Annotated in this window: 26 protein-coding genes; 20 read left to right on the forward strand and 6 right to left on the reverse strand. The window is 36.0% G+C overall.

What is annotated here, in order from left to right; translation table 11 throughout:
* Window positions 1–35: 35 nt before the first annotated feature.
* Together M899_RS14895 and M899_RS14900 are read left to right on the forward strand one after the other, a co-directional pair.
* Entirely contained in the window at window positions 36–1,664 is a 1,629-nt protein-coding gene (locus M899_RS14895) for a restriction endonuclease FokI C-terminal domain-containing protein (RefSeq protein WP_034729774.1), read from the forward strand.
* 408 nt (window positions 1,665–2,072) lie between these two features.
* The gene (locus M899_RS14900; RefSeq protein WP_155897236.1) at window positions 2,073–2,960 is read left to right on the forward strand and encodes a hypothetical protein; all 888 of its coding nucleotides are present in this window, start codon (window positions 2,073–2,075) and stop codon (window positions 2,958–2,960) included.
* 74 nt (window positions 2,961–3,034) lie between these two features.
* On the opposite strand, the gene M899_RS14905 is transcribed toward M899_RS14900, so the two are convergent.
* Complete coding sequence (locus M899_RS14905) at window positions 3,035–3,481, reverse strand: hypothetical protein (RefSeq protein ID WP_021272368.1); 447 nt, start codon at window positions 3,479–3,481, stop codon at window positions 3,035–3,037.
* Between the two features lie 223 nt (window positions 3,482–3,704).
* Window positions 3,705–4,439: a helix-turn-helix transcriptional regulator gene (locus M899_RS14910; protein WP_021272425.1), complete on the reverse strand. Its 735-nt coding sequence runs from the start codon at window positions 4,437–4,439 to the stop codon at window positions 3,705–3,707.
* A 71-nt stretch (window positions 4,440–4,510) separates the two neighbouring features.
* Between M899_RS14910 and M899_RS14915 the strand changes: the two genes are divergently transcribed.
* The 13 genes from M899_RS14915 to M899_RS14975 all read left to right on the forward strand — a co-directional run bounded on the left by M899_RS14915 (window position 4,511) and on the right by M899_RS14975 (window position 12,693).
* Entirely contained in the window at window positions 4,511–5,449 is a 939-nt protein-coding gene (locus M899_RS14915) for an alpha/beta fold hydrolase (RefSeq protein WP_021272290.1), read from the forward strand.
* A 126-nt stretch (window positions 5,450–5,575) separates the two neighbouring features.
* A complete protein-coding gene (locus M899_RS14920; protein WP_021272460.1) occupies window positions 5,576–6,106 on the forward strand; it encodes a GNAT family N-acetyltransferase in 531 nt (176 codons plus the stop codon).
* Between the two features lie 85 nt (window positions 6,107–6,191).
* Entirely contained in the window at window positions 6,192–6,542 is a 351-nt protein-coding gene (locus M899_RS14925) for a GFA family protein (protein WP_034729780.1), read from the forward strand.
* Entirely contained in the window at window positions 6,542–7,051 is a 510-nt protein-coding gene (locus M899_RS14930) for an NADPH-dependent FMN reductase (protein ID WP_021272317.1), read from the forward strand. The genes M899_RS14925 and M899_RS14930 overlap by 1 nt, the downstream gene beginning before the upstream one ends.
* Window positions 7,052–7,085: 34 nt before the next feature.
* Window positions 7,086–7,481, forward strand: a complete 396-nt coding sequence (locus tag M899_RS14935; protein WP_021272293.1) for a MerR family DNA-binding protein — start codon at window positions 7,086–7,088, stop codon at window positions 7,479–7,481.
* A 7-nt stretch (window positions 7,482–7,488) separates the two neighbouring features.
* Window positions 7,489–7,935 (forward strand): arsenate reductase ArsC, encoded by a 447-nt coding sequence (locus M899_RS14940; RefSeq protein ID WP_021272365.1) that lies wholly within the window; start codon window positions 7,489–7,491, stop codon window positions 7,933–7,935.
* A 3-nt stretch (window positions 7,936–7,938) separates the two neighbouring features.
* The gene (gene arsB / locus M899_RS14945; protein ID WP_021272448.1) at window positions 7,939–8,970 is read left to right on the forward strand and encodes an ACR3 family arsenite efflux transporter; all 1,032 of its coding nucleotides are present in this window, start codon (window positions 7,939–7,941) and stop codon (window positions 8,968–8,970) included.
* A 12-nt stretch (window positions 8,971–8,982) separates the two neighbouring features.
* A complete protein-coding gene (locus M899_RS14950; protein WP_052610362.1) occupies window positions 8,983–9,606 on the forward strand; it encodes an HD domain-containing protein in 624 nt (207 codons plus the stop codon).
* Between the two features lie 18 nt (window positions 9,607–9,624).
* On the forward strand, window positions 9,625–10,029 hold the full coding sequence (locus M899_RS14955; protein ID WP_021272414.1) for a GFA family protein: 405 nt from the start codon (window positions 9,625–9,627) through the stop codon (window positions 10,027–10,029).
* A gap of 73 nt (window positions 10,030–10,102) precedes the next feature.
* Entirely contained in the window at window positions 10,103–10,543 is a 441-nt protein-coding gene (locus M899_RS14960; protein ID WP_021272298.1) for a YybH family protein, read from the forward strand.
* 96 nt (window positions 10,544–10,639) lie between these two features.
* Window positions 10,640–11,086, forward strand: a complete 447-nt coding sequence (locus tag M899_RS14965; RefSeq protein ID WP_196801779.1) for a MarR family winged helix-turn-helix transcriptional regulator — start codon at window positions 10,640–10,642, stop codon at window positions 11,084–11,086.
* Window positions 11,079–11,768, forward strand: coding sequence for a TlpA family protein disulfide reductase (locus tag M899_RS14970; protein ID WP_021272291.1), 690 nt, complete (start codon window positions 11,079–11,081; stop codon window positions 11,766–11,768). The genes M899_RS14965 and M899_RS14970 overlap by 8 nt, the downstream gene beginning before the upstream one ends.
* Window positions 11,749–12,693, forward strand: coding sequence for a YeiH family protein (locus tag M899_RS14975; protein ID WP_034729784.1), 945 nt, complete (start codon window positions 11,749–11,751; stop codon window positions 12,691–12,693). The genes M899_RS14970 and M899_RS14975 overlap by 20 nt, the downstream gene beginning before the upstream one ends.
* An 11-nt stretch (window positions 12,694–12,704) precedes the next feature.
* On the opposite strand, the gene M899_RS14980 is transcribed toward M899_RS14975, so the two are convergent.
* Window positions 12,705–13,487 (reverse strand): M48 family metalloprotease, encoded by a 783-nt coding sequence (locus tag M899_RS14980; RefSeq protein ID WP_021272329.1) that lies wholly within the window; start codon window positions 13,485–13,487, stop codon window positions 12,705–12,707.
* A 118-nt stretch (window positions 13,488–13,605) separates the two neighbouring features.
* On the opposite strand from M899_RS14980, the gene M899_RS14985 reads away from it, so the two are divergent.
* The 3 genes from M899_RS14985 (at window position 13,606) to M899_RS14995 (ending at window position 17,480) form a co-directional block, all read left to right on the forward strand.
* Complete coding sequence (locus tag M899_RS14985; protein ID WP_021272373.1) at window positions 13,606–15,759, forward strand: hypothetical protein; 2,154 nt, start codon at window positions 13,606–13,608, stop codon at window positions 15,757–15,759.
* A gap of 95 nt (window positions 15,760–15,854) precedes the next feature.
* Window positions 15,855–17,087: a hypothetical protein gene (locus tag M899_RS14990; RefSeq protein ID WP_021272404.1), complete on the forward strand. Its 1,233-nt coding sequence runs from the start codon at window positions 15,855–15,857 to the stop codon at window positions 17,085–17,087.
* Between the two features lie 12 nt (window positions 17,088–17,099).
* A complete protein-coding gene (locus M899_RS14995; protein ID WP_021272362.1) occupies window positions 17,100–17,480 on the forward strand; it encodes a hypothetical protein in 381 nt (126 codons plus the stop codon).
* Between the two features lie 40 nt (window positions 17,481–17,520).
* Here the strand turns inward: M899_RS14995 and M899_RS15000 are convergent, their stop codons facing one another.
* Both M899_RS15000 and M899_RS15005 read right to left on the reverse strand, forming a co-directional pair.
* Window positions 17,521–18,036 (reverse strand): hypothetical protein, encoded by a 516-nt coding sequence (locus M899_RS15000; RefSeq protein WP_021272389.1) that lies wholly within the window; start codon window positions 18,034–18,036, stop codon window positions 17,521–17,523.
* Between the two features lie 10 nt (window positions 18,037–18,046).
* Window positions 18,047–21,964: a hypothetical protein gene (locus M899_RS15005; RefSeq protein WP_021272469.1), complete on the reverse strand. Its 3,918-nt coding sequence runs from the start codon at window positions 21,962–21,964 to the stop codon at window positions 18,047–18,049.
* Window positions 21,965–22,172: 208 nt separating this feature from the next.
* Here M899_RS15005 and M899_RS15010 point away from each other — a divergent pair, with 208 nt between their 5' ends.
* Window positions 22,173–22,880: a glutathione S-transferase family protein gene (locus M899_RS15010; protein WP_021272336.1), complete on the forward strand. Its 708-nt coding sequence runs from the start codon at window positions 22,173–22,175 to the stop codon at window positions 22,878–22,880.
* Between the two features lie 27 nt (window positions 22,881–22,907).
* Here the strand turns inward: M899_RS15010 and mscL are convergent, their stop codons facing one another.
* Window positions 22,908–23,309, reverse strand: a complete 402-nt coding sequence (mscL, locus tag M899_RS15015) for a large-conductance mechanosensitive channel protein MscL (RefSeq protein WP_021272427.1) — start codon at window positions 23,307–23,309, stop codon at window positions 22,908–22,910.
* Window positions 23,310–23,422: 113 nt separating this feature from the next.
* On the opposite strand from mscL, the gene M899_RS15020 reads away from it, so the two are divergent.
* Complete coding sequence (locus tag M899_RS15020; protein ID WP_034729788.1) at window positions 23,423–24,529, forward strand: alpha/beta hydrolase; 1,107 nt, start codon at window positions 23,423–23,425, stop codon at window positions 24,527–24,529.
* The last annotated feature ends 107 nt before the right edge of the window (window positions 24,530–24,636 follow it).

Raw genomic sequence — 24,636 nt, forward strand, 5'->3', positions numbered from 1 at the left:
GATCGTCATAATATTTAATTAACTTTAGGGATGTTATGGCGGTTCATATAGATGGTTGTAGACGTTTGTGGATGTTTCCGAGAAATATTCGAAAAATTCATCCATGGAAGATATCTCAATTAGTCTCTATATTTAATGAATTAAATAGAAACTCTGAGTATGAGTGGCATGGAAAACAAGATATTCAGGATCGATTTTGCAAGCTACTGGAAGAGACAGGCTTAAAAAGAGTAGGCGATCAATATGATCCAAAAAGTGGTGGACCGAGAACCTATTACAAGCAACTGGAACTGTTAGGTTTAGTTTTTACAAAGCCAGATAAAACAATTCATTTAACGATTGCTGGAGAAAAAATACTTAATGGAGAGCCTCCTGTTTCAATTCTTCAAAGAATGCTTCTGAGGCTTCAATACCCCTCTGTTTATAGTAAGAGTATGAATGTTAAGATAAATCCTGATATTAAAGTTAGGCCTTTCGAATTTGTGTTAAAACTTTTAAGAGATCCAAGGATAGAGTATTTAAAAAGCGATGATTTTTCTATACCAGTAATATGGGGACATAGTGATTCAGATTTAGAATTATGTATTCAGAAAGTTTTAAAGATTAGGAGTGGTAAACTGGAAATATCAGACCTGATTGATGATAAAGACTTATTATACACTCATAAAACAGTTGGTAGAACAATAGAGAATGCATTAGTTGATGTGAAAGATATTGGGAATACGTGCAAAAACTATTTGCAGTCATGTGGGCTTATTGCAGAATTTGATAAAAGCATTTTTGCGACAAATGTAAAAGTTTATTGTGCTACAGAATACTCATTAAATCTTTTAAAAGAGATAGAGGGAACTGGCTATATAGATAGCAATGTCTCAGATGAAGCATTTCAAAGAGAGTTTGGAAAACTAAATAATAAAAGGGATACAAGGGTATTGCTTGGCAGGAGTGTTGAGGTTGCAAAGAAGGACCCTGAGTATCTTCAAATTAAAAGGTCATTATTAAAAATTATTTCTGAGACAGGTGCTGAATTTGATAAATCACAATTTATATCATTAATGAAGAATGAATATGGTTTTGCTGACACAAAGATTGAAAAAGTTTTAGATGATTATTTTAAAGATTCACGTTCTAGTTATGAGGAGAGGTTGATTGAGGTCTCTACCGGAGGGATAAAGACAGCAAATGAGTTTGAAAAAATTGTCACTTCGATCTTTGGTGGTATCTTAGACTTTAAAGCCTCCCATATCGGTCAAAAGCATCGTAGTGCGGGAACAGGTGCTTATACAGATATAATTGTAGATATATCAGGTGAAGAAATCGTGCTAATTGATACTAAAGCGTCGCCATCTTATTCTTTGGGCTCTAATGATTTCGCCAAAATAAGCTCAAACTATATTAAAAATTATAAAGAATTACGACCGTCATCTTCTTTGAATTCATTTGGAGTTGTTGCAGGGGGGTTTAAAGGAAATGTTGAAAGTCGGTTGAGAGAAATTAAAGAGTTAACAGGAGTACCTGCGTTTGCTATTACAGCTTCAGCTCTTGTTCGGTTGTCGAGCTATATTGAAAATAAGACTTTTGGAAAGGCAGATATTTTGAGATTGTTTTCTTCTTGTAGTGTCATAACAATATTAACTCTTGCTGAAGAGTTTGGTGATGTTTGATAAATACGGCCAATAATTCCTTATGAAAGTTACACGCTAGGAAGTGGTAAGGGTGACGGTAATGACGGTAATGACGATCTTTTATTCTTAACAAAGGCTTATATTTAATAATTAGGGATTCTCAATAACTTTGGGGATAATAGTTCTTTTTCAATAAGTATTTAAAATTATGAAAGTTGTGCAGTCTGATACCTAAGAATTGTAGTTCGATAAACTTCTACGTCGGGGCACCATAAAAAACCAGATGTTTAACCCACATCTGGTTTTTTTTTGCCTTTTTTTGAAATTGTGCAGAAAAAACACCTTTAGGTGGGAGCAACCTCGAAGCTCTGTGTAAAATCTTTTTACAGTTAGTATAAAAAGTATCATTCGCTAACTGTATCTTCTAGTTGCATCTATTATACTGAGATGAAATTACTCAAACTATGTTTAATCATAGGTACATTTATCTTTAGTCCATTAAGGTTCGCTTCTTATTTACAAGATAATGGTCGAATTGCATTGCAGTGGAGTAGCTACGATGAAGCTGATCTCATAAGTAAAGTGAAGTCGCTAGAGAGTGAAGTGGAAGATGAAGTCTTTTCCAAGTATTATCAGGATCTTCTTTCTAAATATAAGCATACTCCTTTTTATAAAAAGCTATATTTCTCTACTGTAGGTAAGGGGCTTCTTTCTCAAATCAATGAACTTATGCCTAAGACAATTGTATGTAAGGATTCTGTTGAAGAGTGCTTTAAAAAGGCCCTTATGTTTCATCGTGAAGATATTCTGTTAAGACTTATTTACATGCAGTCTAAATATCAAATTAATATGAGTAAGTTTTTGATGAGAAAGAATTGTGATTACTGTGAGAATAAACAGATCGATTTTGAAAAAGAAGAACTAGATGCTTTTATTCTTGCGATGAAAATCATGCCTAAAAGATTTCATACTTATTTGATTGGTCGACCAATTACAATGATCAACGCTGATAATGGGCTCTATGGTAATGGGAAGTGGACTTTTTTCATCCAATGGCGATACTTAAATTTTATAGAAAAGATTGGCCTAGCAATTCATGAGTTTTCCCATATCGTTGGAACCAAAAGTGATTTAGATTTTTCAAAAAAATGGCTTGAGCTATTTAGGCAATCAAGAGTGGCGGGCCCTTATGATGGTTTTATATCAGATTATGCGTACACAAACTTTGCCGAGGACTTTGCGGAGTCACTAACTTGCTTCATAGTCAGTCCTAAGCTTTTAAAAAAGCATTTACCTTCTAAATACGAATTTTTCAAAAACAGCTTCAAGTTTTAGTATCGCAATTCGATAAGTGCCCACATCAGGGCACTAAGAAAAAACCAGATGTTAATCCACATCTGGCTTTTTATCTAAACTTCAAATTTTTCAAACTTTATACTTTCTCTGTTCTCAATTCTTTTTAAAATTCGTTCAAAAGCTTCTTGATCTTTTGGAGAAGTCCAGTCATTACCAATTTTTATTAAATCAGGGTCATTAGAGTTTATTCCCAAGGCATTAATGTAATCAGTAGTGCAAATAAAAAAATGCTTTCGATAGGGTAAGAGAAAATGATCTTCCTTTAAATGCTTTATGGCATCAGTTTTACTTGAAAACCACGCTTTCCAGATTGCACTCCATCTAGGGGGATTTAAAAGATCAGAGATCACAATCATATCTTTCATCTCTTTCCAATTTGAGTATCCGGCGGCCTTTGCAATACTTGCGTATGCATCTTTTAAAGCATAGTTTGGAGAGTTTTTTTTCTTTTGTAGAAGTTTGGCCTTAATTTTAATGGAGGCCAGGCTAGAATTATTCATAACAAATCCTCTGATACCTACCGCCGATTGTATCTTATGAATAATAATAAATTTTTTAGTGATACGGAGTGAGGTACTCTTTTGGCGGACAGGCTTCTCCGTGAAACCTTTTATATTATGTCATTAAATTAAAAATAAATGAAGATTTTTTTTCGCAACAAAAATTTAATAGGTTATGGCATCACTATTCACAGACAGTTGGATAATTGGCCACGTCAGGGCACTAAATTTTTTGAAAGAATTCACCAGCGCCTTCAATCATTTTTCCCTTATTTCTTAACTTAAAATGTATATTAGTTCTTTTTGTTGTTAAGATGCGATCAATTCGAAAGAGGCGCTCTGCTTTTCTTAAATCATCCCAGCATAAAAAATACCATATAGGATAAATAAGACATAGCATTTGGGGTTCAATAAGGCGCTCAGTGATTTCGCCTGCCGCTGATTTATAAGTTATTTGAATTTTGGTGAAGTTGAAAAAGCTATCGGTCAAATCTTTTAAGACATCTTTTTTTGGTGTCTGGTAATTTTCAAGCACATCATGTGTTGCATGATCACCAATAAGAATTCGTTTTCTTATTTTCGCAATGACTTGTTGTTGCTCTATGGGAAAAGCGGATGAAATTCTTTTTTTTATTGAATTTATATTATCTGTGAAAAGGGGAGAGTTGAGTGATTCTGTTATGGCCAATGAAGTTAAAAGAGTTATGACTTCAGAGTTACTAAGTTGCAAATTATTTAGACCCCATCTTCCCACAATCGAAATACCACCACCGCGTCCTTTATCGGAGATGATAGGAACTCCGGCCTCTTTGAGTTCGGCAAGATCTCTCATGAGTGTTCGATAGCTAATTTCAAGTTCATCACATAAACGAGCACTCGTCCAAAAACTCTCTGATCTTAGGCAAGCAACGATTTGTTCTTGTCTGTCTTTCTTTTCTTTTAATGATCCTTTTCCCATGTGATGAGCTTAGCATTAAATGTGCCATATGATGACACAATTTTTTATATGATAAGAAAAAGGAGAGAGAGATGATAAAAAAAGTAAATTTTCCAGAACCTAAAATTATTGCTGTTAATAATATTGAACTCGAAGTATTCGAGGCCGGTGAAGAAAATAGGGAAAGACCTATTGTTCTATGCCACGGATGGCCTGAGCATGCCTATTCGTGGAGGTCGCAAATACCTGCCTTAGTTGCAGCTGGTTATCATGTGATTGTGCCCAATCAAAGAGGTTTTGGGAATTCCTCATGCCCAAGTGATACCTTGGCCTATGACATCGACAATCTGACCAAAGATTTATTAGGAATCCTAGATCATTATGGTTATGAGAAATCTATTTTTATGGGGCATGACTGGGGCTCTGCTGTGGTATGGGCAATGGGTCTTTTACATCCTGAGCGAGTAGTGGCGCAAATCAATTTAGCTCTTCCTTATCAGGAGAGGGGAGAACTTCCTTGGGTCCAAATGATGGAAAAATTCTTTGGTGATGAGTATTACTTTGTTCACTTCAATAAAAGGCCAGGAGTTGCGGATAAAATTCTAAATGAAAATGTAGAACAGTTTTTCACAAATCTTTTTCGAAAGAATGCACCTTCTCCATCTCTTGATACAAATATGATGATTGACTTGGCAACATCTAATAAAGCGCAAGGAGAGGCCATCTTGAGTGCTGAGGAACTTAATATTTTTATTTCAGCTTTTGAAAAAACGGGATTTACTCCAAGTATAAATTGGTATCGAAATCTAGATCGGAATTGGCATATCTTAGGAAAAGTTGATTCTATTATTAAGCATCCCGTTTTGATGATCTATGGACAAAAAGATTTAATTCCTAAATTTGAAAGAATCTCACAATATGTACCCAACATTAGTGAAACAACTATTGAGAGTGGTCACTGGATACAACAAGAGTGTCCTGATAAGACAAATAAAGTCATATTAGAATGGTTGGAAATGAATTCGAGATGAATTTTATAATTCTATAGTTTGTAAATTTTTATTTGATAAATAATAACTTGGAAGAGAAGTTAGTGGAATGTTCAAGTCGTTAGCACTACTATAGATACAAAAATCAACATAAAGAGATAAAACGTAATGAGTAAAATAATCTTAAGACATTTGACCCTAGATGATAAAGTTCTCTTAGAAAAGGCCATGGCCGAAAATTGGGAAAGTAATTTTGACTTCGTTCATTATTGGGATTCTCTCGCTAAGGGAAATTTTGAACGATTTATTGAAGTTATTCCTGAAATCAGTCGTGGTCTACATCTTCCAAAAGGACATATCCCTTGTACCTTTCTTTTTGCCTTCAATGAGAATAATGAAATTGTTGGGAGAACCTCTATTCGTCATACTCTCACAGATTACCTGTTAAAGGCCGGAGGTCATATTGGCTATGGTGTTTGTCCAAGCTTTAGAAGGCAAGGATATGCCACCGCCATTTTGAAAGAGAGTTTATCCTGGGTAAAGATTAACTTACCGCATTTAACTCAAGTATTAGTCACTTGCGATGAAGGAAATATGGGTTCGCAAAAGACGATTGAAAATAATGGCGGAGTTTTAGAAGATATCATTGATGTGGGTGGACAGTCGCGCAAAATGCGATTTTGGGTTCCTGTAAAATAAAATTAAAAATACAAACACTTTCTTGTGCAATCTATCTCACAGTTTTAGAGTATAGTAACAATACTCTAAAATATGTGAGGTCATCATGAAATACCTTGGTAGCTGTCATTGCGGCACTATTCGATTTGAGGTGGATTTAGATATTAAAGAAGCCTACTCTTGTAATTGTTCAATCTGCACCAAAAGGGGCCATCTTCTGGCCTTTACGACTGAGAGTAATTTTAAACTCCTTTCTGGTGAAGAATCTCTAAGTGATTACCAATTCAATAAGAAAATTGTTCACCATCTATTTTGTAAAAACTGTGGAGTAGGTCCTTTTGGACAGGCCAATCCTCCGGGTGCAGATGAACCAAAAAGGGCGATAAATCTTCGTTGCTTAGATGATTTTGATTTTGAATCTGTACCTGTCCATAAAATCGATGGTAGAAGTCGCTAATGGGCCATAAAAGAATTATTGCACTAAACGGTAGTCTGAGAGTTGGGTCTTCTAATGGACAGTTTTTAAACGCCCTAGAAGACTTTTTTTCTCCGTTTGAATTTATCATTTATCCTTCACTGGGTGATCTTCCGCATTTTACTCCTGATGGTCATTTTCCAGAAGTGGTTCTTCAATTTAAAGAATTAGTTAGTCGCGCAGATTATATCGTCATCGTCACACCTGAATATGCTCATGGTGTTCCAGGTGTGCTTAAAAATGCTCTCGATTGGCTTGTTTCAGATGAACGGATGCCTGGTAAGGAAGTTTTCCTTTTTGTATGTTCTGCTGGGGATGGATTTCATGCCATGGAATCTCTTAAAGAAGTTTTGCGCACTATGTCTTTGGTTGTTAAAGAAGAAAGATGTCTTAGTGTCAGCTCAATTCGCTCGCAGTTCATAGAGGGAAGACTTAAAAATGAATCCCTTATAGATAAAATTTCTTCTATGGCAAGTTCTTTGATATATTGACTCCGTACTATACTACGGAGTTTATATTATCACTATGAATAAATCATTAACAATTGGTAAACTCGCCACTGCTTCAGGTGTTGGTGTAGAGACCATCCGCTTTTATGAAAATAAAGAGCTTATTAAACAACCCTTAAAAAATGGTGGTTTTCGCCATTACCCCCACGACTATGTGGCCCGTATTCAATTTATAAAAAGAGCACAGGAATTGGGGTTTACTTTGTCCGAAGTGAAAGAACTTTTAAATCTTCGTGTTCAAAAACAATCGAAATGTAGCGATGTCTTAAATAAAACAGAATCAAAGATCATCGAGATAGATGAAAAAATAAAAGACTTAAAGCGAATGAAAAAATCTTTACAGGCCCTTGCAAGCTGTTGTGAAGATAAAAGCGCATCATTGAGTGAATGCCCTATCTTGGAGCATTTTTAAGGATTGTATGAAAAACATTTTATTCTTATGTACAGGAAACTCTTGTCGCTCCCAAATGGCCGAAGCATGGGCGAAGAATTTAAAAGGGGACAAGTTTTGTTTCTACTCTGCAGGGACTAAAAAACATGGCATGAATCAAAGGGCCATTACAGTTATGAATGAGCTAGGAATTAATATGTCAGAGCACTATTCTAAAATAACAGAAGAGCTGCCCAATATTCATATGGATTATGTCATTACCGTTTGTTCTGATGCTAATGAAAACTGCCCGTTTTTCGCAGGAGGAAAAATTATTCATCTTGGTTTTGATGATCCACCAAGGCTAACTGCAAATATGAACGATGAAGAATCGATACTAGAAGTCTATCGTCGAGTTAGAGATGAAATAAAAGAGATGATTATAAATTTAGAAAGTTATTTAGAAGATAATTCTAATATTAGTGAAGAGGAATAGAGAATGAGTTCAGAAGCATCAAAAATGGGGTTTTTTGAAAGATATTTAAGTCTATGGGTTGCTGGTTGTATCGTCTTTGGCATCGTGATTGGAAAGATGGCAGGTTCAACAATTTCTTTGTTGAGTGATTTTAATATTGCTTCGGTTAATATTCCTGTTGCGATTCTTGTTTGGCTAATGATTTTTCCTATGATGGTGCAAATTGATTTTGGCTCTATCAAAGACGTTGGAAAAAATCCAAAAGGACTTGCTTTAACTTTAATAATTAACTGGCTTATTAAACCATTTACGATGGCCTTTTTTGCATGGCTTTTTTTTTCTAAGTTTTTTCAATCCTACTTAGGTCCTGAAGTGGCCAACGAATATATTGCAGGGGCAATTTTGCTTGGAGCAGCTCCTTGTACGGCAATGGTTTTCGTTTGGTCTTATCTTACTAAAGGAGACCCTGAATATACACTTGTTCAAGTGGCGATCAATGACCTTGTTCTACTTGTGGCATTCATTCCCATCGTAAAATTTCTCTTGGGAGTTACAAATGTTGTCATCCCTTTTGATACGTTGTTTTCTTCTGTTGTCATTTTTGTCATCATCCCCCTTATTGCAGGTTTTTTGACAAATAAATTTCTTATCGCAAAAAATGGATCCAAATGGTTTAAAGAAATATTTCTAGCAAAATTAAAACCAGTATCAATTGTGGCCTTACTTACAACTCTTATTCTTCTTTTTGCCTTTCAGGGCGAAAAGATTTTAGCTAATCCAATTCATATCTTTTTAATTGCTGTCCCATTAACTTTACAGACGTACTTTATCTTTTTTGTAGCGTGGGGGTTAGGAAGAAAAATGAATATTTCTCACTGTATCCTTAGTCCTGGGGCAATGATTGGTGCTAGTAATTTTTTTGAACTCGCTGTTGCTGTGGCCATCGCTCTTTTTGGATTAAATTCAGGGGCCGCTCTTGCAACAGTGGTTGGTGTTTTGATCGAAGTGCCAGTCATGTTAAGTTTAGTTAAAATTTCAAATCGCTGGAGATATTAATCTTTGAAAATTATGGAAAAAATAGAGTTACTAAAAAATACTGTACGTCCCAAATATACTAGTCTTGATCCAAGTCATGACTTTGCCCATATTGAAAGAGTTGTTCAAATCGCGAAGAAGTTAGCAGAGATTGAAAAGGCCGATGTTGAAATCGTTATGGCCGCGGCCTATTTGCACGACATCGTTAATCTTCCAAAAGATCACCCCCAAAGATCAAGGGCAAGTGAATTGGCCGCGGCGTCGGCCCAAAGGATCTTAGTTGAAATTGAGTTTGATCCAAAAAAAATTGAAAATGTATGCAATGCTGTTCTCGAACATAGTTTTTCAAGAGGGTTTAGGCCATCATCTTTGGAATCGGCCATAGTTCAAGATGCGGATCGTCTAGATGCCTTAGGAGCGATTGGAATAATGAGAACTGTAACTTGTGGCGCTTTGATGAAGGCAAGTTACTACAACGTAGATGATCCAATGGCGAAGGAACGCTCATATGATGATAAAAATTTTACATTAGATCATTTTTACGTAAAGCTATATAAGTTAAAAGATTTAATGAATACAAGTGCTGCAAAAGAAGAGGCAGATCATCGAATCTCTTTTATGAAATCTTTTGTTGCTCAGCTTATGAAAGAGATTTAAACGTTTAAAAGGAATCTTATGAGTCAAAGTTATTTTGGATCTTGTTTATGTGGTACAAATAAATTTGAAGTTATAGGGGACTTTAATAGTTTTTACCTTTGTCATTGTTCTTATTGTCAAAAAGACACTGGCTCTTTCCATGGGGCCAACTTATTTTCAATGGATGCTCAATTGAAATGGCACAGTGCTTTTGATTGTGTAAAGATTTTTAATCTTCCCGATACAAGGCATACGAAAGCATTTTGTACTGAGTGTGGCAGCGCACTTCCATACACTATGAATGAGACAGTTGTCGTAACTCCTGCTGGTGCGCTCGATTCAAAATTTGATATGAAACCAAATGCTCATCTTTTTTGTAAAAGTAGAAATCAATGGGATAACAATTTAGAGCTTCTTCCTAAGTTTGATACATTTCCAGAATAGGTAGATTAAGGAATCTTAACTCAATGTTTTTTATTCTCTGGCGAGAAGGGTGCATACTTTTCGTGGAGGAAATATGAAAAAGATTTTAATGTTGTTAATCCTTAGTGTTTTATTTTGTTCAACGGCCTTTGCTGGTTATGTGGAAGACATTTCAGAAGTTAATCAAAAAATTAGTCAGGCCGTCTCAGATCAGGATTTAAATGAAGTCATGTCTCATTATACAAAAGAGACGACATTCCTTGCTCCTGGTGCTCCTGTTATCGTTGGTCGAGAAGGTGTGGGAGCTTTCTATCAAGCGGCAATGGCACAAGGTGCGATCGGACTTGAGCTTTCTACAATTGAATTAAAAAGAATTTCACCAAAAAGAGTCGTCGAAGTTGGACAAAACAAGATTCACTTTTTTGACCCATCATCTAATCAAACATTTACTCAAGAGAATAAATATCTCGTAATCTGGAAAAAAACTAAGAACGGTTGGAAAGTAGATTATGACGCATATAATGCACTTCCTTAATTAACCCAATATTTATCGAGACTTACATGGCCCTTTTAAAAGGGCCTTTTTTTTTGCGGAAAACTTAATATGGTTGTATAATGCAACTATATGATCATGAACAAATCGGGTTTCTATTTAAATAGAACAACAATTACATTAAGAACTGTATTGCAAAACTTTTTTAATAAAAGAGATATTGACCTAACGCCAGAACAGTGGGCCATTATGGGGCTTGTTTGGAATTTTCAAGATGAGCTCAAATCAAAAACTCTAAGTGAACATTTTTTTAGAGATAAATCGACTGTTTCACGAAACTTGAAAAAGTTAGAAGATAAAGAATTGATTCAATTTAATCCTTCTCTAGAAGATTCAAGAGAGAAGATTATTAAAGCAACGACAAAATCAAAAAGTATTCAAAAAAAAGTTTATAAGACCATCAATGATGTATTGGAAATAGCAGAAGAAGGAATTTCAGATAAGGATTTAGAGATAACACTAAAAACGTTAGCGAAGATGGATGATAATTTATCTTCTTATTTGAAAAGAGGTTCAAATGTATAATTACGATCGTTTTTCTACTAAGTTTTTTGATTTTTCAAAATTTACAGGCCCAAAAAGAGGTCAGTCTGTATCTGATTTTTTATTAACGACAATTGATGGGCGTGAAGTAAAACTTTCTGATTATAAAGGAAGAAAAATTATTCTTGAGACAGGAAGTACGACTTGTCCTATGTATGTTAAAAATATTAATCCTATGAACGAACTTGCAAAAAAATTTCCTGAAGTGAAGTTCGTTGTCCTCTATGTCAGAGAGGCCCATCCTGGGGGAAAAATTAAAGGACATAGAAATTATGATGAAAAACTAAAGTGTGCCACTGATCTTATCATTGCCGAAAACGAGCATCGCGAAATTTTGATTGATAATTTAGAGGGGATGCTTCATAGTGAACTTGGTTTATTGCCCGATATGCTCTATGTTCTTGATGAAGAGGGCAGGGTCGTTTTTAGAAGCTCATGGAACGAACCTAAGCTTGTTCAAGATTTTTTGCACCAAAAATTAGACCCTAAAGAATTGGAAGTTGATATTAGAGAGCCGAGTAAGCCTAATCCTCTTCAAATTATTAGGACAACTGCGAGAGGTGGGTTTATTTCATTCTGGGATTTAATTCTCTCTCTACCAAAGTTGATTCTTATGCACAGAGAAGTACAAAAGAAATTAAAAAATGAGAAACATCTTAACTAACAAAATAATCTATCTTCTGTTGATGATTTTCATGCTGACTCCATGGGGATCATCTTCATTGGCCTTATTAACGGGTTTTGTTGCTGCAACACTGCTTTCGAATCCGTTTGAAGAATGGATGAAAAACAATACTCGACATCTCCTTTCATGGTCTATTGTAGGTCTTGGTGCTGGCTTAAATATTTTGACAGTTTTTGAATTCGGGGCAAAAGGCCTAGTGCAAACTTTTTTTACAATTACATTAGCAATTACTATTGGCCTTATGCTTGGGAAAATTTTCAAAAATTCAAGAAGTATGAGTGCTCTTATCTCTGTTGGGACGGCCATTTGTGGAGGGAGTGCTATTGCTGCTGTTGCCCCAGCGATTAATGCAAAGAATGATGACGTCGCAGTTTCTCTAGGAGTCGTCTTTTTTCTAAATGCACTTGCTCTATTTTTATTCCCGGCCATCGGTCATTATTATAATTTGGATCAATTTCAGTTTGGAACGTGGAGTGCACTTGCTATTCATGATACCAGCTCTGTTGTTGGTGCTTCATTAACATATGGAGAAGAGGCCTTAAAAGTTGGCGCTACATTAAAGTTAACACGTTCTCTGTGGATTATTCCGATTACATTTATCTTTGCAAAATTTTACAAAGGTGATGAACAGGCCCATAGCGATGTTAAAGTTAAAGTCCCATGGTTTATTTTTGGATTTCTCGCAAATTCAATATTGTTTACCTATGTTACTCCTATTCAGTTTATAGGGGGATACTTTGTTTTTCTCGCCAAGAAAATGATGATTATGACTTTGTTTTTTATCGGGTGTTCACTTAGTTTAAAGAAAATTAAAGAAGTGGGGTTAAGGCCATTATTTCAAGGAGTGATCTTATGGTTGATTGTCGCTTCTTCTTCTTTGGTATTGGTTCTTCAAACAACTTGAGAATTTTTAGTTTAATCAGAGTCAACAAACCAGCATGATGGTCTAGACCACTGTGACTGTTCACATTCTTTTGTGTTTTCTTCGTTACAAAGAGTTCCCCTAACAAAGGTTTCAAAACGACAATCAAGCGTTGGATATTCGCCAACATAATTTAATGTTCTTTCGGCCGAATTATTATTTAAAATACCTTGAAATCTTTCGTGCACATCTAATGCTCTCATAAGATCTTGATAGACAAGAGTTGTTTCGTAAGAAATATGAAGCATATTTTCGCAAATTTTAGGATCTCTGTTTTTTTGACATTCATCATTTAATGAAAAGAGATTGGGAAATATCTGATGGTCATTAAATAGCTCTGGAGCATTCGCTATTAAATCTTTTAGACAACTAGTGGCCGCATAGTAATCTGCTTGTCCTTCACAAGACATCTCTTTCGGTGCACGAGAGCGTACTGCTGGTGTTAGTTGGCGCCCCTGCACATAGGGTTTATCTCCCATAAAGTGTCCGACTTCATGGCACAGAATCATGGCCAAGGAGCTTGAAGAGATATTATTTAAAGTGAGTAGAGAGTCGTGTACGGTTATTTCCCAGACGTCTTTGCCATTTTTTTTAGCGAAGGCATTAGGCAATTCGTTCACTTTTGTTGTGAACTTTAGCTCTATTTTATTGTCGATTTTATCACTTATTGTACTTTTTATTAGATTCGTAATTTTCTGATACGTATTTTCATCAACAACAGCATGTGAAGTTGTGGCAAAGAGTGTAATTGCTAACAGTAATAAATATTTAATCATGAAGTTTTTATAGCATGACCTGCGTTATTTACTAGAAAGCGTGAAAAAATGTAACGATGTTGGAAAATGTCAGAACTGACATTTAGATTTTTCCACCGATTTCATTGATAGTGGCGGAATGAAAAATAAGTCATTATCCCACATTGTTAAGTTTTCCCTTGTATCAACCCTATTTTGTGTTGCAAGCACGTCTTATGCAATACAGTGTTTTGATAAACTAAATGTTTTTACAAAACAATCAACAGCTAAGCTTATTGCTGGAGAGAAGGGGAAAGTTCTAAAGAAATTTAGTGCTGAACTAAAAGATATGGCCAAGCGCTTAGGTCGCGACATTATGGATAGTGATATTCTTGTTGCTCGTGATCTTGATACAAATACTTCATTCTATGTGGTCGTAAGTGAAAAAGATCTTTTCTTTCTTACAAACACTCCTGAAAAACTTGGTGTTAATGCTAATTGGGGACTTATTTCAAACCAAACAATTGGTTTTAATCCAACAGGTTTCACTCCAAAAAGAGTTCAACTTGGTGAAGATAAAGTCGCAATTAATCAAGGAAATCGCTGGAAGATCCTAAGAAAAGAATTGGTTGATACGGCCAATCTTGCTACTTGGATTCAATCAAGCGATGAAGCTGTAAGTGTATCTCATAAAGAGTGGGAAAGTGAACTTTCTTCTCTCATTGGTCGCCCACTTAAGAGTGGTGCACATTCATATGAAATTTTGACTGTTAATGATGTTAAGGCCGCTCAATTTCTTAACTCTGAGGATGGTGTAACGACTTTTGCTGTTATAAAAGGAAATCTTTTTTACCTCAGAAAAGACGCCATCAAAGATGATTTAACGAACGGAGCTAAAGTTGGTCTTGTTCCAACATCTGGTCCAGGTTTTGGTATCATTAATAAAGATGTTGTTAAGCTAGAGCAGGGGCTTGCCCTTGTCATTGGTAGTGATGGTTTCCAAATCCTACCTCAATATGAGCTCGCTTCACTTTTAGACTTAAAATTGATTGATCTTGATTCTATCGAAGGTCTTGATAGTTCAGTTCTTTCTTTTATGAAAGAAAATCAAGATGCTCTTCCTTCAAAGATGCAAGAGCTTGGTCTTACATTTTCAGAAGTTGCATCTTCAAAAGTATTGAATAACTTAAATTCAGATGATGCTGGAAAGCTTTGGCTTAGTAATGCGGGTGTTTATCTTGTTAAAGATAATAAGTTTTCAAAGCTTGATATGGATGCCATGGGCATTTATAGAGGGGAAAACCTACAGATTCGTATTGAAGAAGATAAAGTTCTTATTTTTGAAAAAGGTAAGAGAGTTATTTCTAAGCAATTCAAAGCTGGTGATGCTGATTATGCTCTCGAAGTACAAATTTCAGATGCTGATGCTCTTAAGGCCTTTGCTGAGTTCCATGGAATCAATAGCGAAGAGTTTAAAAAATCAGTTATGCTTTATAATGGTAAAACTTTTGATATCGAACAAGAAGCGACACTTGCTGAATACAATGGAACACTTTACATCCTAGATGAAGGCGAGTTCAAAAAATATACGCCAAATATGGGTATCGGTTTCCATGCAAATGTTGAGCGTGAGTTTAATGTTGGTGACAATATGATCGTTGCTTTCACAAAAATGGGAATGGTAAAATACCCAATTTTAAAAGAAGGAAATGAAGCTCAAATTGCAAACTTATACCTTTCTACTCAAAATACTGTATTTAACAGTGGTCTGATGAATCAGGTGGGTTTAAGTGTTGTTTCTCACTTACTGAGCTCAAAACTTGTATCATCAAAGGATCTATTTGCCTCGACTCTTCATATGGCCTTTACAAAATCAGGAGCAAGCTACTTTGTTCTAAAGTCTGTTGATGAGTCATTTGTTATTTCTATGACGAGCACTCCTGGAAAAGTAACGGTACAAAAAGTTTCTGAACTTTCTGAAGAACTTCTTCTTGAGAACTACTCAAAAGTTACTGGTGGACAAAAACTAGGATTCTTAGGTGGTAAGAAAGTTAAAGAAGACACTCTTCTACCAAATGAAATCGGAGGAGTACTTGCTCTTAAGGCAAACCACGTTCTTGGCAGAGAAATTTCGGACCAAGAATTTGCTGTAATTCAAAATGCTTTCCAATTTCACCACATGGTTTATGGCGGAGTTGTGTACCAGTCACAAAGAACGCAGGAAACTGTAAATAAGGTTGTGGCCTACCTTGGATCTCAAAATCTATTTAGCGCCGAAGATATTAAAGCAATGGTATCTTCAGGTCTCTTATAATTTCCATTACTTGGGGCCGTTCAATCTCCGAGCGGCCCCCTGTAATTTTCACAGGGTTGGCCCCCTCTTAAGGCCTTTGTGGGACAATCTATCCCATGAAAAACACAACACTATTCCTACTGCTACTTCTTAGTTCTAAGCTTGCTTTTGCCATTGATCCTGATGCTGTGAAGGCCGCTTATAAAAAATTAAATCTTGAAATTACGGCTGATCAAAGTGCAATTGAAGCTCAATATCGCAAAATGATTTCAGTTGATGGTGTGGCCTTTTCAAAAGAGGGTCAATCTATCAAAGCGGCCAAAGAGCTCATCATAACTTTCATTAGAGAGTATGATGTCGATATTCTCACTGATAGCAATAAGTCCTATGTCTTCAAGAAAGAATACTTTGCAAAGCATGCAAGCTTGAAAGAGAAATTCATGAGGCTTGTTGAAGACAATGCCAATAGGCTCAAATTTGCTTTTACAGCTCCTTATTCAGGTGATGATTGGGGTAGCTTTGATGATAGTCCACGCAGACCGGTAAGAGCGCGAGAAACGATCTATCCTGCTTATTATGAGATCAATTCATATTACCGTTCATTTTTTGATCAAACGCTCTCTGAGACTGATCTAAAAGTTATGAGTGCGGCCCTTGATTTTCAAATCAATTCTAAAATCTCTATCGTAAAAGAACTTAAAGACAATTATTTTAACCTGTCTTCGGAAAGTAAAGAGCTGTATTCAATATTAATGTCTATCCTTGCAGATGAAGGAACAAGGCTTGATATTCATGATAATAAAAGAACAGAGCATTTTCTTGATAGAATTAAGAGCATTAATGAATCTGTTAATTCGCTAAATCAATCAAAACTTGCAAAGCTAAAAGGTCTCTTCCAAAAAATGAACCTAGAAGGTGGCATTATTGATGGTGCTTTTGCTCCTTATTATTTCGATACTATCGTCCTTTTAAATAAAGACCTCAACTCCAATATTCTGGCAATGGCCCCTAGAGAGATTAATGAAAAGTTTTTCTTATTTCATGGCACCCTTGCTCCTTTTATTTCTTTAAATTTAAACGAAGAAGGGCAGAGTGCTCTTAATCGATTGGCCTTTCAGTTAGCAGCGAACTTGAAAAAGGATCTTGGTGATAGCGAATTTGCCACAGTAAATGCATTTGATTTGGAAAAGAAGAGAATCGCTCTTGTTTTGGAAATCACAGGCATGGTAGATGAAGCAGTGAGTCCATCAGTTTTTAATATGTCTGTAGAAGAACTTGAAAGCTTAAGAGCAACATATATTCGAGATGGAAAAGTTTCATGTATGGATCTAATTAATTTGTTTCATTAAGAGGAGATTTTTATGAAGATGTTTAAGATTTTAGTGATTCTATCAGTTCTCTTGGGTATCACTTCTATGGCCCAAGCAAAAGGCTACTCTGAAAAGAAATTGGCCCAAGTCATAGATAAAATTAACGAAGATCTTGGAACTCTAGATGAGGCCCAATTAGATAAGAAATATACAAGTCTTATTAGTGATACGCTTAAAAAAGCACCAAAACTCGCTAAAGAATTAGAGCTTTCAAAAGATAAATCGACTAGAGAAAACCTACAAAGTATCGTAGAGAATGAATATAAATTAGATAAAAGAGATGATAGCGATCTTTCTTTTTGGGAAAAAATAGCTGAAAAGATTTATGAAGTAGCTTTTTTTATTGTCTTATTTTTCACTAATATTTGCTAAATCTTGATATAAAAAAAGCCCCATTTGATGGGGCTTTTTTTTATTTACAATTGATGTTCTTTACAACACTCGCCGAAAAAATCTGACAATTAGCTTTTGTCTGACTTAATTCACAGATTCTCTTCTTTGCAATCTCATCAGAATCGCCAAAGATCTGTTTAGACTTTTTCACAAGGGCCTCGTAGGCGTTGTCTGCTGAAGTTGAGCTTGCGGCCGCTCTAATCAGTGAGTTTACATTTTTAAATGCAACTTCTGAGAAGTTTTCATAACAAGTTAGGATGCCTGCTCCCACTAGGTCTTCACCGCTGTTTGCTTTGAAAGACTTTGTGGCCCCTAAAAGATCTGAAGCTTCAGACTCAGTGATCTCGAATGTCTTTACTCTATCATCTAGAGCTTCAGCAATTTTCTCGTAAAGCTTAGCAGAGTTCTTACTTGTAATATAGGCATCAAGGGCCTTTGGGTTTGAAAGAGCGCTTACAAGCTCAAAACATCCCATGCTGGCCATCGAATTTAAACTTAAAAGAGACAATGTCATTCCAACTAATAGTGCTCTCATTGTCTTCTCCTTATTCTTTCACTCTTGGAGATACTTTGCTCCAGTCTGTGTAGTTGTTCGTTAATAGGTCTTCACACTTGTTTGTAATGAAGTCTACTCCTGGAATGAATCCAAAGATTTCATTCGTTTTTCTTAGTCCTAGGGCCGCTAATTCTGTTGGCGTATATCCAAAGAAAATGAGTCTTAGGAATGATCTTGAACCGTATTCTTTAGTACTCATAAGTTCAAAGATTTCCATCATGTGACCAATTACGATCTCATAAGTTTGGTGGAAGATATTAAACTGGAATTTCTTCTTTTGAATCTCCATGTTGATATATTCCTGTGCCTTGGCCGAAGCTCTATACTTCTTAGGAATTTTACTACTTACCCAGCTACTTGCAAGCTCAAATGCTTGTTCAATTTTCGTATTGATACCCGACATTGGAGTCGTGAAGTAGAGGATATAACTTGATAAGAAAATCCCGATATCAAAACGATTTAGCGTCGTAAATTGAGTGATCGCAAATGTGATTAAAGCTGCTGGCATATTTGCCCAAACAAGCTTCATCATCATTGACTGGTTTGCCCACCAACCGTTATTTGGGTTTGAAAGGTTTTTAAAGTAGTATCTCCAAAATCCTCTGGCCTGGTCAAGTTTAGATGGAACAGAGTCAAAGCCACCGCTTGAGTCAATTCTATTGTCTACTTGAATCTTGTACCAAGTATCGGCCATAATTGAAATAATAGTACCGGCAACAAATCCGTTATAGAAAAGCTGGCGGCTCATATAGAAGATCGAGTTTGGTCCAAACATTTCTTCTTGAAGAGGCATTAGTACCCCTTCTGTTACCCCTGCAAACATCGCAAAGATACCTAGAAGTTGAAGTGGTTTACTTACAAGAAGACTTGCAATCTCACTTCTTACTGCTCTCGCTACAGCTTTAGGGTCCTTTAGTTTTTCTCTTACAACTAGGAACCTGTTAAGTTGAGCGTTCTTAGGAGTAATCGATTTAAAAAGCTTATGTCTGTAATTGATCTTACCTTTGTTAAAGGCCTGACCTAGTTCAGTTGCAATAGATTCAGAAGTTTTAATTAGTTCTTCTTGGTCTAGTGATTCATATACTTTTTCTACTTCCTTTCTGATTTCTGACTGTGATCTCTTCGCAACTTCTTCCATGGCCTCTGTCGCTGAAAGAGTTTCATTTTTAAAGTTAGAAAGATCAAGCTGAAGTCCTTCAAGATCCTTAAGCTCTTTGCCTTGAAGTGTTGTAATGTATTTTGACATTACAGAGTCAAATGCATTTGTGAAGTATGCTCTAAAGAACGCCTTGTCTTGTCCTTTTAGTTCTTGAAGTTTTGGATCATCTAGACCTGATAGACCAATTGATCCACTTATACTGTCAAAGAAGCTGTTTAGACGTTTTACATCTGTTGTTCTCTTAATTAGGGCCATTAGTGCCTTTTGAGTCGCTAATTCTTGAACAACTTTCTCAATTTCAATGGCCGCAGTTTCGTATCTCTTAATAAGATCTAGTCTATCTTTTGAAACAGTCTTATTTTTAAGAACATCAATAATTGAGTCTGTCCCACCATTGAAATCACTTGGATAGTGAACGTTACTCTTGATATCACGAGTGGCGATTTTCAAGTAGTTTGGATAAATAAATGGAAGAACCCAAGTTGATGGCTTCCAGATAAATGATCTAGAGATATAGAAGTAGTTCCATACAGTCGCTAGGAATGTATAAGTTTGTGTTAGGGCAGGGTAGCTGAACATGAAGTTCATCATGGCCTTTCCAAATGTTTTCACTTCTCTTGAAGATTCTGCAGCTGTTTCAACGGCCTTGTTGTTTTTCTTAACTTTTCTTTTAACGTCACCAATGATCTTGTTGAGTTCGGCCTCTTCGTCTTTAGAAAGTTCTACTTTTGCACCAGTCTTTGCACTTTCTGCAGAACTGATTGCATCATCGTAGTTCTTTTTAAGATTGTTCATGTGAGTGATAAATGCATCTTTTAAGAATGTCATTTTCCCACTTGTCGTCTCTCTTAGGCCTCTCCAGTTCTCAATAAGTACTTTCTTAAGTGCCAATGTCATGTTTGTTAAAACGTGAGGGATAGCGAAAGTAATGAATGGTAGTGTAATTACCGAAGAAAGACCGATAAGGAATTTTGGTAGTTTGTCAGCTGCAAAATAAGCGTCTGGAACACTCATTGGACCTGATACTGCCACGTCCTTAGCTTTATTTAAAAGGTCTAGGAAATTTAGCCCATACCCAGTGTGTTGGAAGTATCCATGTACACTTGAGGCAATATTTTTACCAATCTCCAGTCCATCTAACATTACGTTATGGATTTCTGTAGGAAGGTTGTGACCAACGATGGCAGCAGCTGTTGCAACTGTTCCGTATTTTACGAATTTTACTAGTTTTGAACTTGCAATCACTCCTCTTGCTGCAGCTCTTTGATCAGCATCTTTTGATGCTAGCTTAGCAAGTGATGAAAGAAGGATTTTTACACCTTGAAGGCGAGGCATTGAAATCTCGGCCATTAGAAGGTGAACTCTTGTTAAGAATTTTCTTGATGTCGCGTGGGCCGTTTTTGTCATCATCATGGCCTGACCGCTATTTTTAAGTGTTTCAACATAAGGATGTGTTCCACCCATATCTTCGATTTCTTTTACAAGGGCAATAATGTCTGATTGGTCCTTAAGAGCTGAAACTTGCTCATTTCTAAGACCTTCTTTTGGATTTAGATTCTCATCATTGTCTAAAACAGCTTCGAATGAGTTCTCAAATACTTTACCTTGCTCTTTAATCGCTTGATCAAAGAAATTACTTGCTTCCTCTAGAATTTGCTTAGAGCGTGTGTAAGTATTTGGGTCAAGAAGACCAACTGAAATATTGAACGTTACTTGATGAATTTTTGAAAGAGAGTTAAATCCATTTAGTGTGATCTTTGCCTTATCGTTAAGAACAAGAGCACCATTTTTAATCATCGCACTTTCAAGTGGTCCATTAATATGAACTGGGAACTTGAAAATTGGTAGTGAAGAGTTTCCAATATTTGTTTTGAATGTTTTAAGATCGATATAGTGTACATCCATGACACCATCAGCTTTTTGTGCTTCTGATTGTTTTACAAATACAAGGTAATCCCCAAAAAATTGAGCGAATGATACTTTCATCTTCATATCATGAAGAGCTTCACCATTTTTATTAGCAAGTTGAAAGTCTAAATCTCTATTAATAGTGATTTCTTGTTCAAATTGTAGTTGGTCTGCTGAAAGAAAATCTGTCTGATTAAGAATATCTTCTTCATCTGTAAACTTAAGTTTAAGATTTGAACGATAATTCTTGTTTGCCTTAGCTCCAGCGATGAAATCTTCAAATTCTTCAATATAGTCGTCTTGATTGAACTCTTTTAGTGCTTCACTAAATGGAGCTGTTTCAATTTTATCAAGCCCAGATGCAAGATTAGCAATCTCAGATTTGTCGGCCTTGTATTTTTTTGAAAAGAAATAACCGGCATTTTTAATCATTTCTTCATCATCTAATGTTGAAAGAGCATTTTCTTTAACAAATTTAATCGCCGTCGCTATACGTGTAAGCGTTGAGTACTCAGTGGCATCAATTCTCTTTTCCAACTCTTCAATGATAGTTAGAAAGTCGTTAATACTCTTTTCCTTGGCCTTAAGTCCATCTACTTTGACTTCATTGTGATCTGTAACAACCTGATCAAGTAGATGAAAATAATCTAGTGGGTGTGTTGCACCTTCTGGATGTTCGAATTTTTCAGACAACGTCCTTACTAATTCGTGACTATCATCTGGTGTGATTGATTCTGTACTGCTGGCCTTTAGGTTGCTGCTTGGAAGAACTACTGTCGAAAGCAGGATGGCCATACATGATAGGGCGCTAATTGAGCGGCGAAACTTTAACATTCTCATTACAACTCCAATTTGAATGTTATCTTTTACTCCTTTAATTAAATGAGATCAGTAGGTTACATATTTTTTACAGGGGGCCGTCGATAATTTTGTCATATTTAGTGATGTAAAAACAACATCTTGGCCATCTTCTTTGTATTTTGTTTATATCTAGTCAAACTTAGGGAGATCGTAGATACTCCAAATTCTATAATTGGGAGGATCGAATATGGCACATCAGCATTGCGACCATGATCATGACTGCGACCATGACCATGAAATTGAAATAACAGGGTCTCTAGAGCTTTATATCGCGGATAAATCACTCTCTTCTTGGGGGATGAGGGCATGGCTCGTGGCCATAGCTTCTGGGATTCCTTTCAAAGAGAAAGAAATTAAGCTTTATCGTAAAGATACTCGTGAAAAAATACTTAAACATTCACCATCGGGTCGTTTACCTGCCCTTAAGCACGGTGATCTTATTATTTGGGATTCTCTTGCCATTGCAGAGTATCTGAATGAACTCTCTCCTTACGCTGGATTATGGCCAAAAGACATGGGTATGAGAGCGATGGCAAGAAGCTACGTTAGTGAAATGCACTCGGGATTTACATCATTAAGACAAGAACTCCCAATGGATCTAAACGTAAAAACGGTTAAGACGATCCTTACTCCTGGTGTTATTTCTGATATTGAGAGAATTCTCACTCTTTGGAAAGAGGCCTTAAAACTTAGTAAAGGACCTTATTTATTTGGAGAGTTTGGAATTGTTGATGCCTTTTTTGCACCAGTAGTTTTCCGTTTTTTAAGCTACGGGGTGGAAATAAAAAATAAGGCGATTCTTCAGTATATGGATAATATTCAAAACCACGCTGGTGTTGAGTTTTGGTTGGAAGAAGTTAAAAAAGAAAAAATTAAACTTACGACTTTCAAATAATAGAAGGGCCTTATGGGGCCCTTTTTTTTATTTTTTTAATAGATCTCTAATTTCGGCCAATAAAATTTCTTCTTTAGAAGGCGCCGGTTCAGCTATAGGTGCGACTTCTTCTTTTTTCTCAAAGGATTTTACAAATTTAATCAGGCAGAAGATCGCAAAGGCCATAAGGATAAAGTTAATAGAGGCCTGGAGAAACTGTCCGTAATTTAACGTTAAAAGAGCTTGGCCATCTTCTTTTGTGGCCAACTTCAATGTTAATGAATCGAGCTTTATACCGCCAATAATAAGGCCAAGAATTGGTGATAGGATGTGGTCAACAAGTGATTTTACAATCCCTGTAAAGGCCGCACCTATGATCATACCGACTGCTAGGTCAAGAACATTGCCCCTCATGGCAAACGTTTTGAATTCTTTTATAAATCCCATCATATTTTATCCTTAGTAAAAATTATTCTATTATTTTTAACTAACTTTTATAGACAGTAAATGGCCATGTGAAATTCTTTGTTGTAGCTTCGAAAAAAACACAACTGGAACGAACTATGACATTCTTAATCTCTTTAATGAGCTTCATGTTTGGAAGTTCATTTGCCTTAGATGTGCCTTTCCCAGCGCTCTCTGGTCAATTTGCAGTTACCTCACAGACAATTGTTTTGAAAGATCATTCTCGCACAGATGTTATGTCAAAATATGGAGACAAATCACCGGAATGCAGTGCAAATGAAAACTTTCGTCGCATTCCTTTAACAATCTATGCTCCAACAAACACTCATGATCATCGCCCAAATAAATATTTGCCAAAAGTTTTGACTCAATTTATGGGTCTACCAGAAAATATGGCCAGTATTGAAAAAAGATCATTCGAAATGAATGAGTTTACAGTTTTAGAAAAACCCAAGGCAGTAATTTTCTTCTCTCCGGGGCTTGGGATTTCGAGTTTGTTTTATACCGCATTATTAGAAGAGGTTGCCTCCCACGGTTATCTTATTTTCGCATTTTCTCATCCTTATATGTCTGGCAACGTCTATGATGCAACTAAGAATTGTATTGTCCCCATGATTGATCTTCCTATTGAAAGAAATCCACTTGTAAAACTCTTAGGGGAGATGATTGAAGAAAACATAAAAGACTTCTCTTTTGTCAGAAATTTTTTAAGTAAATATAAAATTGATATGAAAAAGTTTTTTATGATGGGACATTCGGGTGGGGGAATGAGTGCAACGTACTATTGTGATAAGTTTGATTCTAATTGTACCGGTGTCATTAATTTAGATGGTGGAGATATTAATGGAATTGGGATTGAAGTTGATGGTGCATGGCCAGTGGATAAAAAACTTTCATTTCTAAAAATTCATTCAGCAAGTTTTCCAAACTTAGATCGCATTCAAGATCGAGATTTTGGTGAGGATCAATATTTAGTCGATATAAAAAGAATTGATCATCAAACATTTTCAGACAAGGCCTTCTTTCCAGGAATGGTTGGCCATGAAGGAGACGATCTTCTTGCTCCGTTCCTTTCGCAGTTGTTAATTAATGAACACGTTTTATCTTTCTTAAAAGCACGTTCATCTTCAAAGCAGAGGCCCATAGAATGGCCATCATTTGATAATGAAATCAATAAGCTTTTTACTAAAAGACATTTAAAATAAATTATTTGGCCACAACATCACATAATAAAGAAGTTGTGGCGTTCTTCTTTGGCCCACATTAAAGACATTATTTGTTAATACTCACTAAGTAGGCAGTGCGTGTTAAG

It is taken from the genome of Bacteriovorax sp. BSW11_IV, from assembly GCF_000447755.1.
Taxonomy (GTDB): Bacteria; Bdellovibrionota; Bacteriovoracia; order Bacteriovoracales; family Bacteriovoracaceae; genus BSW11-IV.